The sequence below is a fragment of the Malaciobacter marinus genome, from assembly GCF_003544855.1.
Classification (GTDB): Bacteria; Campylobacterota; Campylobacteria; order Campylobacterales; family Arcobacteraceae; genus Malaciobacter; species Malaciobacter marinus.
Genome location: NZ_CP032101.1, coordinates 1,255,023 through 1,270,892, shown reverse-complemented (window position 1 = coordinate 1,270,892; position 15,870 = coordinate 1,255,023). Strand labels below are relative to the sequence as shown.

General features: G+C 25.9%; 14 protein-coding genes. All 14 read left to right on the top strand.

From position 1 onward, the window contains the following. The first annotated feature begins 112 nt into the window (after positions 1–112). Positions 113–4,102: a response regulator gene (locus AMRN_RS06310; protein WP_099312457.1), complete on the top strand. Its 3,990-nt coding sequence runs from the start codon at positions 113–115 to the stop codon at positions 4,100–4,102. Further along, complete coding sequence (locus AMRN_RS06305; RefSeq protein WP_099312459.1) at positions 4,099–5,760, top strand: CheR family methyltransferase; 1,662 nt, start codon at positions 4,099–4,101, stop codon at positions 5,758–5,760. The genes AMRN_RS06310 and AMRN_RS06305 overlap by 4 nt, the downstream gene beginning before the upstream one ends. Further along, the gene (locus tag AMRN_RS06300) at positions 5,757–6,953 is read left to right on the top strand and encodes a hybrid sensor histidine kinase/response regulator (protein ID WP_099312461.1); all 1,197 of its coding nucleotides are present in this window, start codon (positions 5,757–5,759) and stop codon (positions 6,951–6,953) included. Before AMRN_RS06305 ends, AMRN_RS06300 begins: the two co-directional genes overlap by 4 nt. A gap of 82 nt (positions 6,954–7,035) precedes the next feature. Then, entirely contained in the window at positions 7,036–7,818 is a 783-nt protein-coding gene (locus AMRN_RS06295; RefSeq protein WP_099312463.1) for a molybdenum-dependent transcriptional regulator, read from the top strand. Positions 7,819–7,827: 9 nt separating this feature from the next. Then, complete coding sequence (gene modA, locus AMRN_RS06290) at positions 7,828–8,577, top strand: molybdate ABC transporter substrate-binding protein (protein ID WP_099312465.1); 750 nt, start codon at positions 7,828–7,830, stop codon at positions 8,575–8,577. Beyond that, complete coding sequence (locus AMRN_RS06285; RefSeq protein ID WP_099312466.1) at positions 8,574–8,972, top strand: TOBE domain-containing protein; 399 nt, start codon at positions 8,574–8,576, stop codon at positions 8,970–8,972. Before modA (AMRN_RS06290) ends, AMRN_RS06285 begins: the two co-directional genes overlap by 4 nt. Then, positions 8,965–9,654, top strand: coding sequence for a molybdate ABC transporter permease subunit (gene modB, locus AMRN_RS06280; RefSeq protein ID WP_099312467.1), 690 nt, complete (start codon positions 8,965–8,967; stop codon positions 9,652–9,654). The genes AMRN_RS06285 and modB (AMRN_RS06280) overlap by 8 nt, the downstream gene beginning before the upstream one ends. Next, positions 9,651–10,502, top strand: coding sequence for an ABC transporter ATP-binding protein (locus AMRN_RS06275; RefSeq protein ID WP_118897382.1), 852 nt, complete (start codon positions 9,651–9,653; stop codon positions 10,500–10,502). Before modB (AMRN_RS06280) ends, AMRN_RS06275 begins: the two co-directional genes overlap by 4 nt. A gap of 8 nt (positions 10,503–10,510) precedes the next feature. After that, positions 10,511–11,203, top strand: a complete 693-nt coding sequence (gene modA, locus AMRN_RS14205; protein WP_191282177.1) for a molybdate ABC transporter substrate-binding protein — start codon at positions 10,511–10,513, stop codon at positions 11,201–11,203. A 3-nt stretch (positions 11,204–11,206) separates the two neighbouring features. After that, positions 11,207–11,878, top strand: coding sequence for a molybdate ABC transporter permease subunit (gene modB, locus AMRN_RS14200; RefSeq protein ID WP_099312470.1), 672 nt, complete (start codon positions 11,207–11,209; stop codon positions 11,876–11,878). A 10-nt stretch (positions 11,879–11,888) separates the two neighbouring features. Then, a complete protein-coding gene (gene modD / locus AMRN_RS06265; RefSeq protein ID WP_099312471.1) occupies positions 11,889–12,737 on the top strand; it encodes a ModD protein in 849 nt (282 codons plus the stop codon). A gap of 56 nt (positions 12,738–12,793) precedes the next feature. After that, positions 12,794–13,423: a thiamine phosphate synthase gene (thiE, locus tag AMRN_RS06260; protein ID WP_099312472.1), complete on the top strand. Its 630-nt coding sequence runs from the start codon at positions 12,794–12,796 to the stop codon at positions 13,421–13,423. After that, entirely contained in the window at positions 13,413–14,468 is a 1,056-nt protein-coding gene (locus tag AMRN_RS06255) for an EAL domain-containing protein (RefSeq protein ID WP_099312473.1), read from the top strand. Before thiE ends, AMRN_RS06255 begins: the two co-directional genes overlap by 11 nt. Then, complete coding sequence (locus AMRN_RS06250) at positions 14,465–15,859, top strand: cryptochrome/photolyase family protein (RefSeq protein ID WP_099312474.1); 1,395 nt, start codon at positions 14,465–14,467, stop codon at positions 15,857–15,859. The genes AMRN_RS06255 and AMRN_RS06250 overlap by 4 nt, the downstream gene beginning before the upstream one ends. The last annotated feature ends 11 nt before the right edge of the window (positions 15,860–15,870 follow it).

The window sequence follows — 15,870 nt, the reverse complement described above, 5'->3', positions numbered from 1 at the left end:
TAGAAAAGCAAAAGAAAAATAATTTTTGCAAAAGCAATATTTTTTTAGCCACTTTTTTACAATAATAATCTTATATGTGTTAAAATATTGAACTATTAAAAAAAGAGGCATAATGAAAAATCTATCTATCAAATTAAAACTAATAATAATCTCTATTTTATCATTAGTTTTTCTTTCTTCTATTTTAGGGTTTATATCTATTAAACAGACTAAACAAACATTAATTGAACAAAAATATGAAGCTTTAACTTCAACTAGAGATTCAAAAGTAAAACAGTTAGATGAACTATTTAAACTATATACTAAACAAGCACACCTTTTAGCAGATACTTCTTATGCAAAAGATTTAACAACTGAATTTGAAAAAATTGAGAAAGAATTAAATATTGATCAGTATGGAGAATTTCCAACAGATAAGAAAGTAGTTGAAGATGCCTATGAAAAGTGGGATAAATTCTATAAAACATATACAAATACTTACCCTTTTACAGATGTTTTATTAATTTCAAAAGATAATGGACATATTTTTTATACTTTTAAGAAAAAATCTGATTTTGGTCAAAACTTAAGAACAGGAAGTCTAAACAAATCTAATTTAGCAAAAATCTGGCAAAAAGTAAAAAGAACAAGAAAAGTTTCATATATTGATATGCAATCTTATGCTCCTGATAATTATAAACCAGCTATGTTTTTAGCTAGTCCTGTTTATGTAAATGGTAATTTTAAATCTGTTTTAGTACTAAAACTTGACACAAATAGCATACAAAATATTATGGCTTTTAGAAGTGGGTATTCAAAAACACATGAAGATTATTTAGTAGGAGAAGATTATCTTATGAGAAGTGATAGTCATATCGCTCCTACTACGCACTCCGTTCTAGCCTCATTTAAAAATCCAAAAGTTGGTATTAATAATACAGTTGCAGTAAAAGAAGCTTTTAAAGGCTTTACAAATACAAAAATTATAGAAGATTATCGAAATAAAGAAGTTTTATCTTCTTATACTTTATTTAAAATAGATGATAATCTTTCTTGGGCAGTTGTATCTGAAGTTGAATTAAGTGAAGTTTTAAAAGTTCCTAATGAACTAACAAATACATTAATTATCATTAGTTTAATAGCCTTTATTATTGTTTTTTCAATCTTATACTTTGTAATTCAAAAATATATTATAAACTCATTAAATAGCTTTCAAGATGGTTTATTGAATTTTTTTATGTATTTAAATAGAGAAACAAATGATATTCAGCTACTTGAAGATAGTTCAAAAGATGAAATAGGACAAATGAGTAAAGTTGTAAATGCAGGTATAAAAAGAACAAAACAGAGCATAACAAAAGCAGATATTGAAAACTGGATAAAAGATGGTGTTAATCAGTTAAATCAAATTTTAATTAATCTAAAAGATTTAAAAGATGTTACAGATGAATCTATAAACTTTATTAGTAACTATATAAATGCAGGTGTTGCAGTACTTTATATCTATGAAGAAGAGAACAAAAAGCTAAAACAATACTCTAGTTTTGCCCATGTATCAAGAGATGAGTTATCAAATGAATTCTCATTAGGACAAGGAGTAGTTGGACAAGTTGCTTTCCAAAAAAAACCAATACTTTTAAAAAATATCAAAAAAAATGAAGCATTAATTACAACTGGAACAGTTACTCAAAATGCTTACAATACATACACTTTTCCTCTAATATATAATGATGAGATTTTTGGAGTAATAGAAATTGGCTCTTTTGAAAAGTTTGAACAAAAAACTTTAGATTTTTTTGAAAATATTAATAGAACTATTTGTATTGCAATTTCTAGTGCAATTAAAAATAAAAAAGTAAAAGAGCTTTTAGAACAAACAAAACTTGCAAATAAAGAGTTAGAAATAAACCAACAAAAGCTTGAAGAAGCAAATGCTAATATGGAAGAGCAACAACAACAACTTGAAGAAGCAAATGTTAATATGGAAGAGCAACAACAACAACTTGAAGAAGCAAATGCTAATATGGAAGAGCAACAACAACAATTAAAAATTTCAGAACAAAACTTAAAAGAACAAAATAGACTTTTAGAAGAGACAAAGAAAGATATTGAAACTAAAGCAGAACAACTAGAACAATCGGGAAAATATAAATCTGAATTTTTAGCAAATATGTCACATGAGCTTAGAACTCCACTTAATTCTATTATTCTTCTTTCATCACTACTTCAAAAGAATAGTAAACAAACTTTATCAAATGATGATATAAAAAAAGCAAATACTATTTTTGATTCTGGAAATGAGCTTTTAAGACTTATAAATGATATATTAGATCTTTCAAAAGTTGAATCTGGAAAAATGGAGGTAATTGTAGATAGTTTTAAAAGTATAGATTTATTAGAACAACTAAAAGAAGTCTTTGGTTATACAGCAAAAGAAAAAGGACTTGAGTTTAAGATTGTAGATGAATATAAGGGACTAATTTGTAATGACAAAGATAGAATTTCTCAAATAATTAGAAATCTAGTTTCAAATGCTTTTAAATTTACAAAAGAAGGTTCTATTACTTTAAGTATAACTGCATCAAAAGATTTAACTAAAGATTTTTGTATTAGTGTAATAGATACAGGAATTGGTATTGCAAAAGAGAAACAAAATCTAATTTTTAAAGCATTTACACAAGCTGATGGTGGTACAAGTAGAGAGTATGGAGGAACTGGACTTGGATTATCTATTTCTAAAGAGTTAGCAAAACTTCTTGGAGGTTATATTTCATTGCAATCTAATGAAAATAAAGGAAGTATTTTTAGTGTTAATTTACCAAATTTTTCAAATAATGAGCATTTAGACGATAATCTTTCAAAAATAAATACACAAACACTTATATCTAAACCAGCTTTTATAGAAGAAAAAAAAGATAAAAAGATAAAAAAAGTTGAAGATGATAGAGATATTTTAGATTTAAATAAAGAGGCATTCTTAATAATTGATGATGATGAAATATTTTCACAAGTAGTATATGAAGAGATAAAAAGAGGTGGTAACTTTGGACTTGTAGCATTAAATGCTACAGAAGGATTAAAGTTAATTGAAAAATATAAGATAAAAGGTATTTTATTAGATTTAACACTTCCTGATATGGATGGGGTAGAAGTACTTAAAAAATTAAAAGCAAATCATGAAACAAAAAATATTCCAGTGCATATAATATCTTCAAAAGACAAAAATAGTGAAACTTTGAAACTTGGAGCAATTGGATACTTACAAAAACCAGTAGTTGATGGAGATATAAATGGAATTATTAATTCTTTTGAAAATATAAATAAAAAAGAGATTAAAGACTTACTAATTGTTGAAGATGATGATATTCATAAAGAAGCATTAATTGAACTTATTGGAACAGAAGATATAAATATAAAAGGTGTTAAAACAGCACAAGAAGCAATCAATGAAGTAAAAACTGAACATTATGATACTGTTGTAGTTGATTTAGCTCTTATGGATGGAAGTGGATATGAAGTTTGTGAATATATAAAAAATAGATATCCAAAACTTCCTATTATTATTTATACAGGTAAAGAATTAAATAAACAAGAAAAGATAAAACTTCAAGAATATAGTAATAGCATTATTATTAAAACAGCTAATTCAAATGAAAGAATCTTAAATGAAATAAATCTTTTTTTACATAGAGAAGAAGAAAAAGAAGAGAAAAAAGAGATATTTAAAGATGTAGATTTAAGTCAAAAAAACATACTGATTGTTGATGATGATATTAAAAATATTTTTGTATTAGATGCTGCTTTAAAAGAGTTTAATGCAAATACTTTTACAGCTTTTAATGGTCAAGAAGCTTTAGACTTTTTAAAAGATGAAAAAAATAAAATAGATTTAATCTTAATGGATATAATGATGCCTGTTATGAATGGATATGAAGCAATGGAAAAAATTAGAGAAGATAAAAAAATCAAACATATTCCAATAATTGCAGTTACAGCAAAAGCAATGAAAGATGATAGAGAAAAATGTATTAGTTTAGGAGCAGATGATTATTTGTCAAAACCTATTGAGATTAATATATTAGCAAGTTTAATTGAAAGTTGGAGTACTAAAAAACACAAATGAACAATATAGTTTCACAAGAAGTCAATAATACTTTAAAAATAATTATTCAAAATATCGAAAAAAAAGAAGATATAAAAAAGTTTTTATCATTGTTAGATTATGAGAAAAAAAGCATTGAAATTAATTTTTTAAATATTCAAACTATTGCAAGTGAAATTATATTAGCATTAAATAAAATAAAATCACATTTAAGTATATATTCAAACGAGATTACTTTAAAAAGTTATTTAAACCAATTAGGCTTTGAAGTAAAACTCATCAAAGACTACAATAAAACAAAAAGAAAAAATCTTAATTTAGAATATTTAGCTATTGGAGGAAGTGCTGGAAGTTTAAAAAAATTTATAGATATAATAGAAAAACTTCCCTACTCACAAATGTCTATTTTTATTATTATGCATCATAGATCAGATGAAAAAAGTAGTCTTAGTCAAATCTTACAAACAAAAACAGCTCATTATAAAGTAGTAGAAGCAAAATCTGATATGAAAATTGAAAACTCTACTATTTATACAGCACCACCTGGAAAACATATGATAATTATTGGTGGATTTATTTTTTTAACAAATGAAGAAAAAAGAAATTTTTCAAAGCCATCAATTAGTACAAGCTTTGAAACTCTTTCAAATGAGTATAAAAATAATCTTTTAGCAATACTTGTTTGTGGATATGGTTCAGATGGGAGTGACAGTCTTAGATTATTACAAGAGAATGAAAGTACAGTTATAATAGAAGAACCAAAGGAATGTGAAGCGAAGCCAATGCTTGAAAATGCTATAAAGACAGACTGTTATGACGAAGTTTTATCACTTGAATCCATAAGTGAATATATAAACACTTGCTTAAATGATGAACCATTTAATAATATCCAATTAGAAAGTTTTTTAAATAAAATTTATGAAGAGTATGGATATGATTATAGAGGTTACAATCTTGAACATATAAAAAGAAGAGTTAAACTTTTTTATAGTAATTTAAAACCAAATAATTTTTTAGAGTTTCAAAATAAAATATTAAATAATGAAAATATTTTTAAAGATTTATTTTTAAATATTTCTGTTAATGTTACTACATTTTATAGAAATCCAGAGGTTTTTAAAAAATTAAAAGATGCTCTTTTGCCAAAGCTTGATAGTTTTTTTGATATTAAGGTTTGGTGTGCAGGCTGTAGTACTGGTGAAGAACCTTATTCTATTGCAATTTTTTTAGATGAAATAGGCTTACTAAATAGAAGTTTAATATATGCAACAGACTTAAATGAGATGGTTTTAAAAAATGCAAAAAATGGCTTATATTCAAAACAAAATTATAAACAATTTTTAAAAAATTATTATCAAGCAGGAGGTAGTGAAAGTTTTAGTAAATACTTCTATGACCATGGTGATTTTGTTGAAATAAGTGAAGAGATAAAACAAAAAATTCTATTTTTTAGACATAACTTGGTTGAAGATAAAAAAATCAATGATTTTCAACTTATATTTTGTAGAAATGTACTTATTTATTTTGATAAAGAATTAAAAACAAATATATTTGAACTTTTTAAGCAATCTTTAGACTCTTATGGCTTTTTGGTTTTAGGAGAGAGTGAATCTTTAGACAATCACGAAAAGTTTTTGACAATAGATAAAAAAAATAGAATTTACAAGAGGAAAATATGAAAGATATAAAAATTTTAGCAGTTGATGATATAGAAGCAAATAGAGTATCTTTACAATATCTAATTCAAGAATATTTAGAAAATGTAGAGCTAGTTTTAGCTTCAAGTGGAGAAGAGGCTTTAAAAATCACTTATAAAGAAGAGATTGATATTATTATACTAGATGTACAAATGCCAGGACTTGATGGTTTTGATACGGCAAAATATCTAAAAAGTAATCCAAGAACACAAAATATTCCTATTATATTTTTAACTGCTGCTTTTAAAAAAGAAGAGTTTCAACAAAAAGGTTTTCAAATTGGTGCAATTGATTATCTTACTAAACCTATTGAAAATCACCAATTTATTAATAAATTAAATCTTTATATTGAAGTTATTATAAAAAATAAACAACTTGAAGCTGTAAATGATAATCTATATAAAGCATTACAAAAAGAGATTGAATTAAAAGAACAAGTACAAAAACAACAACTAGAATTAATAGAACAAAGTAAAATGGCTGCATTAGGGGAGATGATTGGAAATATCGCACATCAGTGGAGACAACCTTTATCTTTAATTACTACTTGTGCCTCTGGTGTAAAACTTAATCTTCAACTTGGAATTGATGACAAAAATGAAACTTTAGCATCAATGCAAAAAATAATGAATACATCTCAAGACTTATCTGAAACTATTGATAACTTTAGAGATTTATCATATAAAGAAAAACTTGCAAAATTTAATCTTTCAGAAATTATTAATAAATCTATTAAAGCTAAAGAACATTTAATTAGTGAAAATAATATAAAAGTAGTAACAAACCTAGATGATACAATTGAACTTACAAATTTGCCAAATAGTTTAGTTCAAGCCTTAGTTAACTTAATACATAACTCAAAAGATGCTTTAGAAAAGAGTGATTTACAAAAATATATATTTATTGATTCTTATATAAATAAAGATAATCTTATTGAGATTATTGTTAGAGATAATGCAGGTGGAATAAAAACAGAATATATTAATAAAGTTTTTGAGCCATACTTTACTACAAAACATCAAGCTCATGGAATTGGACTTGGATTAAATATTACATATAAAGTAATAAATGATTCAATGTACGGAAAAATAAAAATAAACAATACTAAATTCACCTATCAAGACAATGAATATGAAGGTGCCCAAGTAAAAATCACCTTACCTTTTAAAATATAATAATTTTTCTAAATTTCATTATATATTAAGATATATAACGATAATATTTTATCGTTATATACTTAAATACATAAGGAATTTGATGCAATTTGATTCATCACTAACACTTTTAAATCTTGATACTCCTTTTTTATTGGAAAAAAGAATTAAACTTTTACAAGCAATTGAAAAAGAGGGTTCTATTAGTAAAGCCGCAAAAACTATACCTATGAGTTATAAAACAGCATGGGAAGCAATTGATAGTATAAATAACCTTTGTCCTAGTATTGTTGTTGAAAAAGAGACTGGTGGAAAAGGTGGTGGTGGAGCTAAACTAACAGATTATGGTAAAAATCTTATTGAAACTTATTCCATATTACAAAAAGAGCATGAAAAGTTTTTAAAAAAGCTTACAAGTCTTACTGACTTTAACACGGGAAGTCTAAAATCACTAAAAAGGGTATCAATGCAAATTAGTGCAAGGAATCAATTAGCTGTTAAAATAGAAAAAATTGTTGAAGACAATGTTAATGCAAGTATTACTTTAAAAACTAAAAGTTCACAAAAGATGGTTTCTAATATTTCAACAAATAGTGTAACGGCACTTGGTTTAAAAGTAGAAGATGAGATTATCGCTATTTTTAAATCAAACAATGTAATGATTGCAACGAGCCAACTTCTAGGATTTAGTGCTAGAAATAAGCTTGAAGGAGTAATAAAGACTTTAAACTTTAGTGAAGTAAGTTGTGAAGTTTCACTTGAAATTTCAACTCATGAAACAATCACTTCTGTTATAACTAAAGAAGCAGCCTTACAACTTGATTTAAAAGTTGGGCAAAAAGTATTTGCCGTGATAAAATCATCAGATATTATGTTAGGAAATTAAGGAGAAAAAATGTTAAAGAAAGTAGTTTTAAGTAGTGCACTTTTAGTAAGTAGCCTATTTTCAGGGGATATAAATATAGCAGTTGCAGCAAATGTATCTTATGCAATTGATGATTTGAAAAAAGAGTTTAATAAGCTTTATCCAAATACAAATGTAAAAGTTACTTTAGGTAGTAGTGGAAAGTTAACTGCACAAATAAAAAATGGAGCGCCATATGATTTGTTTATGGCTGCAAATATGAAGTATCCACAAGCACTTTATAAAGATGACTTGGCAGTAACAAGACCTTTAGTTTATGCACAAGGTTCACTAGCTTACTTAAGCAAAAAAGCTCTTGATTTTTCAAAAGGTATAGAGTTAGTAAAAGATAAAAGTTTTAGAAAAATTGCAATTGCAAATCCAAAAACTGCGCCATATGGAACTGCAAGTGTAGAGGCTATGAAAAATGCAAAAGTTTATAAAGATATAGAAAAAAAACTAATTTATGCAGAATCAATTTCACAAACAGTTACATATGCTTTAACTGCTGCAGATGTTGGTTTTATTGCTAAATCATCTTTATTTTCAGATAAGATGAGTAAATATAAACAAGGTGTTAATTGGTATAGCGTTGATACAAAACTTTATACACCTATTAATCAAGGTATTGTACTTCTTAAAAAAGCACAAAGTAATAATGAAGCAAGTGCATTTTATAGTTTTATTTTAAGTAAAAAAGCAAAAAAAATATTTGAAGAGTTTGGATATTTAGTACCATGAATGAGTTTAAAGCAGTAGTTTCTAAAATTGATAATCTTGATAATTTAAATATTGTTGAGTTTAGTTTTTTTGATATAACCTTATCTATGATGAGTTTAGATTTACATAATATTGAAGTTGGAACAAAAGTTTTACTTACAGTTAAAGCTTCAAATGTAGCTATTGCAAAAGAGTTGCAAGGTCAAATAAGCCTTGCAAACTCTATAAAGTCAGATATCATCAAACTTGATATGGGGAAATTATTAACAAGTATAAAACTACAACATAATGATAGTAGTATTACAAGCATTATTACTACAAAATCAGCAAAGAGGTTAAACCTTAAAGAAAAAGATTGTGTAAATGCAATATTTAAATCAAGTGACTTATCAATAAAAGAGGTAATAAATGATTGAGTTGTTATCAAGTATTGAGTATGGTCCTTTTATTTTATCATTTAAATTAGCTTTTATAACAACACTTATTTTGTTTATTTTAGCAATGCCTCTTAGTTGGTATCTTTCTCAAACAAAATCAAAAATTAAACCAGTTTTAGAAGCAATAACTGCCCTACCTTTAGTTCTTCCACCATCGGTTTTAGGTTTTTACTTACTTTATACACTTTCATATAATTCAAGTTTAGGAAGCTTTTTTGATGAGTATTTAGGAATACAACTTGTATTTAATTTTACGGGATTAGTTATTGCTAGTTGTTTTTACTCTCTACCTTTTATGGTTCAACCTTTACAAAGTGGTTTTGAAAGTATAAATAAGAATATGCTTGAAGCTAGTTATATTAGTGGCAAAAGTAAATTTTATACTATATTTAAAGTAGCACTTCCAAATATAAAACCCTCACTATTAACTGCTCTTATTGTTACTTTTGCTCATACAGTTGGTGAATTTGGAGTTGTATTAATGGTTGGTGGAAGTATTCCTGATGAAACAAAAGTAGCCTCTGTTGCTATATATGAGTTTGTTGAAATTATGGATTATAAAAGTGCACATATTTATAGTGCTATTATGCTAGTAATAAGTTTTTTAGTGCTTTTAAGTGTTTATATTTTTAATCAAAAACAAAAAAAGAGTTTTTTATGATAGATATTGAAGTAAATAAAGAGTTAATTGGTTCAAATGGAAAAATGAATCTAGATATTAAACTTAATATAAATGATGGTGACTTTATTGCTCTTACAGGACTTAGTGGAAGTGGAAAAACTACCCTACTTCGAATACTTGCAGGATTAGAGCAATCAGAAAGTAAAATTAAAGTTGATAATAAAATTTGGCAAGATAATAAAAAGTTTTTGCCACCTCAACAAAGAGAGATTGGTTTTGTATTTCAAGATTATGCACTTTTTACTAATATGAGTGTAAAACAGAATCTTTTATATGTAAATAAAGATGAGAAACTTGCAAATCATCTTTTAGAGTTAACTGAATTATCACAACTTAAAAATAGAAATGTTACATCTTTAAGTGGAGGACAAAAACAAAGAGTTAGTTTATGTAGAGCTTTGATGAACCGTCCTAAACTTCTATTAATGGATGAACCATTATCTGCACTTGATCCATCTATGAGAACTAAGCTTCAAGATGAGATACTCACACTTCATCGTGAGTTTAAAACTACAACAATCATGGTAAGTCATGACCCAAGTGAGATTTATAGATTAAGTAATAGAGTAATAGTTTTAGAAGACGCAAAAATTATAAAAGATGGTAATGCAAAAGATGTATTATTAAAAACAAGTGGTAGTGCAAAGTTTTCTTTTGAGGGAGAGCTTTTAGATATTGTAAAAGTTGATGTTATATATATAGCTATTATATCTATTGGTCAACAACTTGTTGAAGTTGTATTAAGTGAAGATGAAACTATAAATCTTCAAATTGGCTCAAAAGTTAGAGTAAGTACAAAAGCCTTCTCTCCAAATATTTCAAATTAAGGACTATTATGAAAAAAGTATTATTAGCATTGGTTTTATCTATTGTAGTAACTAATGCAAGTGATTTTAAAATTGCAGCAGGGGCAGGATATAAAAAACCTATACAAAAAATTCTGAAACTATATAATAAAAAAATTGATGCTTTCTATGGCAATATGAGACAAGTTAGTACTCAAGCAAAACATACTGATTTAGCTTTAATTATAGGAGATAAAAACTTCTTACAAAATAAAAGTAATATCGATTTTATTCATTATACTTCAATAGGAGAAGGCAAAGCTGTACTTGCTTACTCTAAAAAAACAAAATTAAATACTCTTAATGAAATATTATCAGATAAAATAAAAAGAGTATCAATGCCTCATCCTAAAAAGGCTATTTATGGAATTGCAGCAATGCAAATACTTCATAATTCTAAATTATCTTCTAATATAGATGAAAAACTTTTTATCACTGCTACTGTTCCACAAGTTACAACATACTTAATAACAAATGAAATTGATGCAGGTTTTATAAATTTAACTTCTGCATTAGCAAATAAATCAAAACTTGGTGGTTATATTGAAATTGATAAAAAGCTCTACTCAAAAATTGATATAGTTGCAGCTTCTACTAAAGCATGTAAAAAAGAGTGTAAAGAGTTATTAAAGTTTTTACAAACAGAAGAAGCAAAAGAAATTTTTACTCAATACGGTCTATAAAACATGGATTATTCTACGATTTTCAACCCTTTGTTTTTAAGTGCTAAAACTGTTGGGGTTAATCTAGTTTTATTTCTTACTATAGGTGTATTTTTAGCTTTTTTACTTTCAAAAGAGAATTTTAGATTTAAATGGCTTCTTAATACAATAGTAACTCTTCCTTTAATCTTTCCTCCAATTGCAATAGGTTTTTTCTTGCTTTTACTACTTGGAAGAGATGGTATAATTGGTGGTATCTTTTATAAATTTGATATATCTTTTATATTCTCTTTTTCTAGTTTAGTTATTGCAGGTTTTATAGCGGGTCTACCTCTAATGGTAAAACCTTTGCAATCTGCAATTGAGCAATTTCCAAAAAATATTGTAGAAGCTTCATATTTAAGTGGTAAAAGTAAATTAAGAACATTTTTGTTTATTATCTTACCTTCTATAAAAAAGAGTTTATTAGCATGTTTATTAATAGCTTGTGCAAGGGCGCTAGGAGAAGTAGGAATTACTCTTATGTTAGGAGGAAATATTATAGGTAAAACAGATACTATTTCACTTGCTATATATAATGCAGTATTTGATGGGGATTATAATTTAGCACTTATTTTAAGTGGTATATTAATAGTTATATCACTAATATTTTTTATAATCCTAAATTTTTTACAAACAAAACAAAACCACATTTAAAAGGAAAAAGATGTTTAATTTAACAAATGAAGAACTATACAAATATATAAATGAAGATTTACCTTATTTAGATTTAACTACTTATATTCAAACAAACAAAGATAAAAAAGCCACATTAGAGATATATACAAGAGAAGATATTATAGTTGCTTGTAGTGAAGAAGCAGCAAGTATTGCAAAACTTTTAGGATGTAAAGTAAAAGAGTTTAAACCCTCAAAAACAAAGCTTAAAAAAGGTGAAGTAATTCTAAAAATAAAAGGAACTTACGAAAATATTCAACAAACATTGAAGCTTTCTCAAGTACTTTTAGAATATAGTTGTAAAATTGCTACACAAACAAATAATATGCTAAAAATCATCAAACAACATAATAGTACTTGTGAACTATTAACTACAAGAAAAACTATTCCATTTAGTAAAAAAATGTGCATTAAAGCTATACTTTGTGGAGGTGCATTGCCTCATAGATTAGGTCTTAGTGAATCAATACTATTTTTTGATTACCATAGAAAACTATATAGTTCAAATGAAGAGTTTTATAATCAAATAACTAACTTTAAAAAACAACTTCCAGAAAAGAAAGTAATCATAGAATCAGAAACATTAAAAGATGCAAAAAATCTTATGAAATATAAAGCTGATGTTATACAACTTGACAAAATGCCTTTAGATGAGATAGAAAAACTTGTAAATTATAAAAATAGTAATTATCCCCATATTAAATTACTTGTTGCAGGAGGAATTAATCTATCAAATGTAGAAAACTACGCAAAACTTCAAATTGATGGAATAGTAACAAGTAGTATTTACTCTTGTGGTATGGCAAATATAGGTTGTAATTTAAAAATTAAACACTAAAAACGACCTACAAACTAATTAATAATTACTATAAACTTTCAATATAAAGGATATTTATGTTAAATGGTTTATATGTAATTACTGATGATATACTAACACCAAAAGAGAGTGTATTAGCAAGTATAAAAAATGCACTTGATGGTGGAGCAAAAATCGTTCAACTAAGAGATAAAATAAGTACTGATGAACAAATTGAATCACTAATACTTGATATGCAAAACATTTGTAGAAGTTATAAAGCAAAATTTATATTAAATGATAGAGTAAAACTTGCTATAAAACTTCAATGTGATGGTTTACATGTTGGTAAAAGTGATTATGAGAATATAGAGTTTATAAGAAAAAACTTCAAAGGCATTCTTGGAGTATCTTGTTATGATAATATAGCTCAAGCAAAAAAGATGCAACAACAAGGAGTAGATTATGTAGCCTTTGGTTCTATGTTTAACTCACCTACTAAACCAAAATCAAAAACCATTCCCCTAAAAACATTATCACAAGCCAAAAAAGAGTTAAGTATTCCAATATGTGCTATTGGAGGAATAAATAATAAAAACATTGACACTGTTATGTTACAAAATCCTGATATGATAGGAGTTATTAGTGATATTTGGAAAAGTAATAATATAAAAGAACAATCAAATTTTTATTCAAACTACTTTAAAAGGACTTCAAATGAAATGTAAATGTAAACAAACATTTAAAATATGTCAACAAAAAAGTAATCTTCACTTTATTTCACTTGTACCTGAACTTAGTAGAAAGTTTTCACAATTTTTACAAAAGCTATCATTGGATTTTAAAGTTGAAGAGAATATAGTATCACTTAAAATAGATAACCCAAAAGTATTTTTTGAAGAAAATTTTGATGCATTAAAAACATATTTTAATTCACTTGAGTTAAAAGAGATAAAAGTATATGTAGAAAATGAACAACACAAACTATCTTTTAGTACTATTTTATCTGCAAAACCTTTAGAAAAATTTTTAAATTTTATTGAAGATAAGACATTCTTTGATATATTAGAAAATAAAAGTATTACTTCTCATTTTCAACCTATAATTGACATGAATAATAACTCTATCTTTGGATATGAAGCACTTGTTAGAGGTGTGATGCCAAATGGTGATTTAGTATATCCTGATGTGTTATTTGAAAAATCTGCTAGAAATGATATGGATTTTAACTTTGATAGATTATGTAGAGAAAATGCTTTAAAAACAACAGCTGTTAAAAAAGTTGATGCAAAAGTATTTATTAACTTTATTCCTACAACTATTTATGACCCAAAATTTTGTCTTGCTTCTACTGTAAAATGGGCAAATCAATTAGAGTTTGATCCTAAGAATATTGTTTTTGAAGTAGTTGAAACACAAAAAGTAAAAGATACAGAACATTTAAAAACAATTTTAAACTACTATAGAGAACAAGGCTTTTTAATTGCCCTTGATGATGTAGGAGAGGGATACTCTTCTTTAAATATGATAATTGACTTGAAACCTGATATTATAAAAGTTGATAGAAATATCATAAATAATATTGACAAAGATGAGATGAAGCGTTCAGTTTACAAAGCTTTAAGAAACCTTGCTATGGAAAATGATATTAAGATATTAGCAGAAGGAGTTGAGACACCTTATGAATTAGCTACACTTAAAAACATTGGACTTGATTATGCACAAGGATACTACTTTGCAAAACCAGCAGCGGAGATTATTAGACAAATATGAAACTTTTTTTAATTTATCCTCATCAATTATTTGAAAACATTGAAAACTTAAAAGACAAGAAAGTTATCTTAGTAGAAGAGCCTTTATTTTTTACTCAATATAACTTTCATATTCAAAAATTAGTTTTGCATAGAGCTAGTATGAAGTTTTATGAAAATTACTTACAAAATAACAGTATTGATGTTGAGTATTTTGAAGAAGATAGTTATTTACAAAAGTATAAAAATGAAAAAGTTTATATATATGAACTTTTTGATAATTATTTAGAAAAGAAAATATATGGAAATTTTCAAAATATAAAAACTTTAAAAAACCCTAACTTTTTAAATGTTGATGATAAAAGTAAATTTTTACATAACTTTTATGCAAATAGACGAAAAGAGTTAAATATATTTATGAATGAGGGAAAGCCTTTATATGGGAAATATAGTTTTGATAGTGAAAATAGAAAAAAACTACCAAAAGATATATTTATTCCTGCAACTTTATCTTATGATAATAAATATATAAAAGAGGCTAAACAATATTGTGAAAAATTTGATTCAATTGGACAAATAGATAGCTTTAACTATCCTGTGACTTTCCAAGAAGCTAAGATTCAACTTGAATACTTTTTTAAAGAAAAATTTGACAATTTTGGAAACTACCAAGATGCTATTACTAAAAAAGATGGTTTAGAGTATCTTTTTCATTCAAATATTTCAAGCAGTTTAAATATTGGACTTTTAAATTTAGATGATGTAATACAAGGTGCATTAAAAGCAAAAGCACCTTATAATGCAAAAGAAGGCTTTATTAGACAAATAATTGGCTGGAGAGAGTTTATGTTAAGAATTTATCAAGATGATGGAATAAAGCTTAGAAACTCTAACTTTTTTAACTTTAAAAACTCTATGCCAAAAGCTATAATTGAAGCAAATAGTGGAATAACAATACTTGATGATGTAGTAAAAAAACTAAAACAAACCTCATATGCACATCATATAGAAAGACTTATGGTTTTAGGAAATATTTTTGTTTTATTAGAGATACACCCAGATGAGATATATAAATACTTTATGGAAAATTTTATTGATGCATATGATTGGGTAATGGTAGGAAATGTATATGCTATGAGTGGTTATAGTGATGGGGGAAGTATTACGACAAAACCTTATATTTGTAGTTCTAATTACTTAATTAAAATGAGTGATTACAGTAAAAAAGAGAGTTGGTGTGTCATTTTAGATGCACTTTATTGGAGATTTTTATATAAATATGGACATTTATTTAAAACAAATCCTAGAATGAAAATGCAACTTTCACTTCTTGAAAAAATGTCAAAAGAAAAACTTCAAAATCATTTAAACATTGCACAAGACTATTTACTTAAATTACATTGCAAATTGTAATATTTTTTAAC

Excerpts from the sequence above, each read along its gene's own strand:
- modA (WP_099312465.1), top strand. The coding sequence starts at position 7,828 with ATGTTAAAGAAAGTAGTTTTAAGTAGTGCACTTTTAGTAAGTAGCCTA.
- AMRN_RS06285 (WP_099312466.1), top strand. The coding sequence starts at position 8,574 with ATGAATGAGTTTAAAGCAGTAGTTTCTAAAATTGATAATCTTGATAAT.
- thiE (WP_099312472.1), top strand. The coding sequence starts at position 12,794 with ATGTTAAATGGTTTATATGTAATTACTGATGATATACTAACACCAAAA.
- modD (WP_099312471.1), top strand. The coding sequence starts at position 11,889 with ATGTTTAATTTAACAAATGAAGAACTATACAAATATATAAATGAAGAT.
- AMRN_RS06305 (WP_099312459.1), top strand. The coding sequence starts at position 4,099 with ATGAACAATATAGTTTCACAAGAAGTCAATAATACTTTAAAAATAATT.
- AMRN_RS06295 (WP_099312463.1), top strand. The coding sequence starts at position 7,036 with ATGCAATTTGATTCATCACTAACACTTTTAAATCTTGATACTCCTTTT.
- AMRN_RS06275 (WP_118897382.1), top strand. The coding sequence starts at position 9,651 with ATGATAGATATTGAAGTAAATAAAGAGTTAATTGGTTCAAATGGAAAA.
- AMRN_RS06250 (WP_099312474.1), top strand. The coding sequence starts at position 14,465 with ATGAAACTTTTTTTAATTTATCCTCATCAATTATTTGAAAACATTGAA.
- AMRN_RS06310 (WP_099312457.1), top strand. The coding sequence starts at position 113 with ATGAAAAATCTATCTATCAAATTAAAACTAATAATAATCTCTATTTTA.
- modA (WP_191282177.1), top strand. The coding sequence starts at position 10,511 with ATGAAAAAAGTATTATTAGCATTGGTTTTATCTATTGTAGTAACTAAT.
- modB (WP_099312470.1), top strand. The coding sequence starts at position 11,207 with ATGGATTATTCTACGATTTTCAACCCTTTGTTTTTAAGTGCTAAAACT.
- AMRN_RS06300 (WP_099312461.1), top strand. The coding sequence starts at position 5,757 with ATGAAAGATATAAAAATTTTAGCAGTTGATGATATAGAAGCAAATAGA.
- modB (WP_099312467.1), top strand. The coding sequence starts at position 8,965 with ATGATTGAGTTGTTATCAAGTATTGAGTATGGTCCTTTTATTTTATCA.
- AMRN_RS06255 (WP_099312473.1), top strand. The coding sequence starts at position 13,413 with ATGAAATGTAAATGTAAACAAACATTTAAAATATGTCAACAAAAAAGT.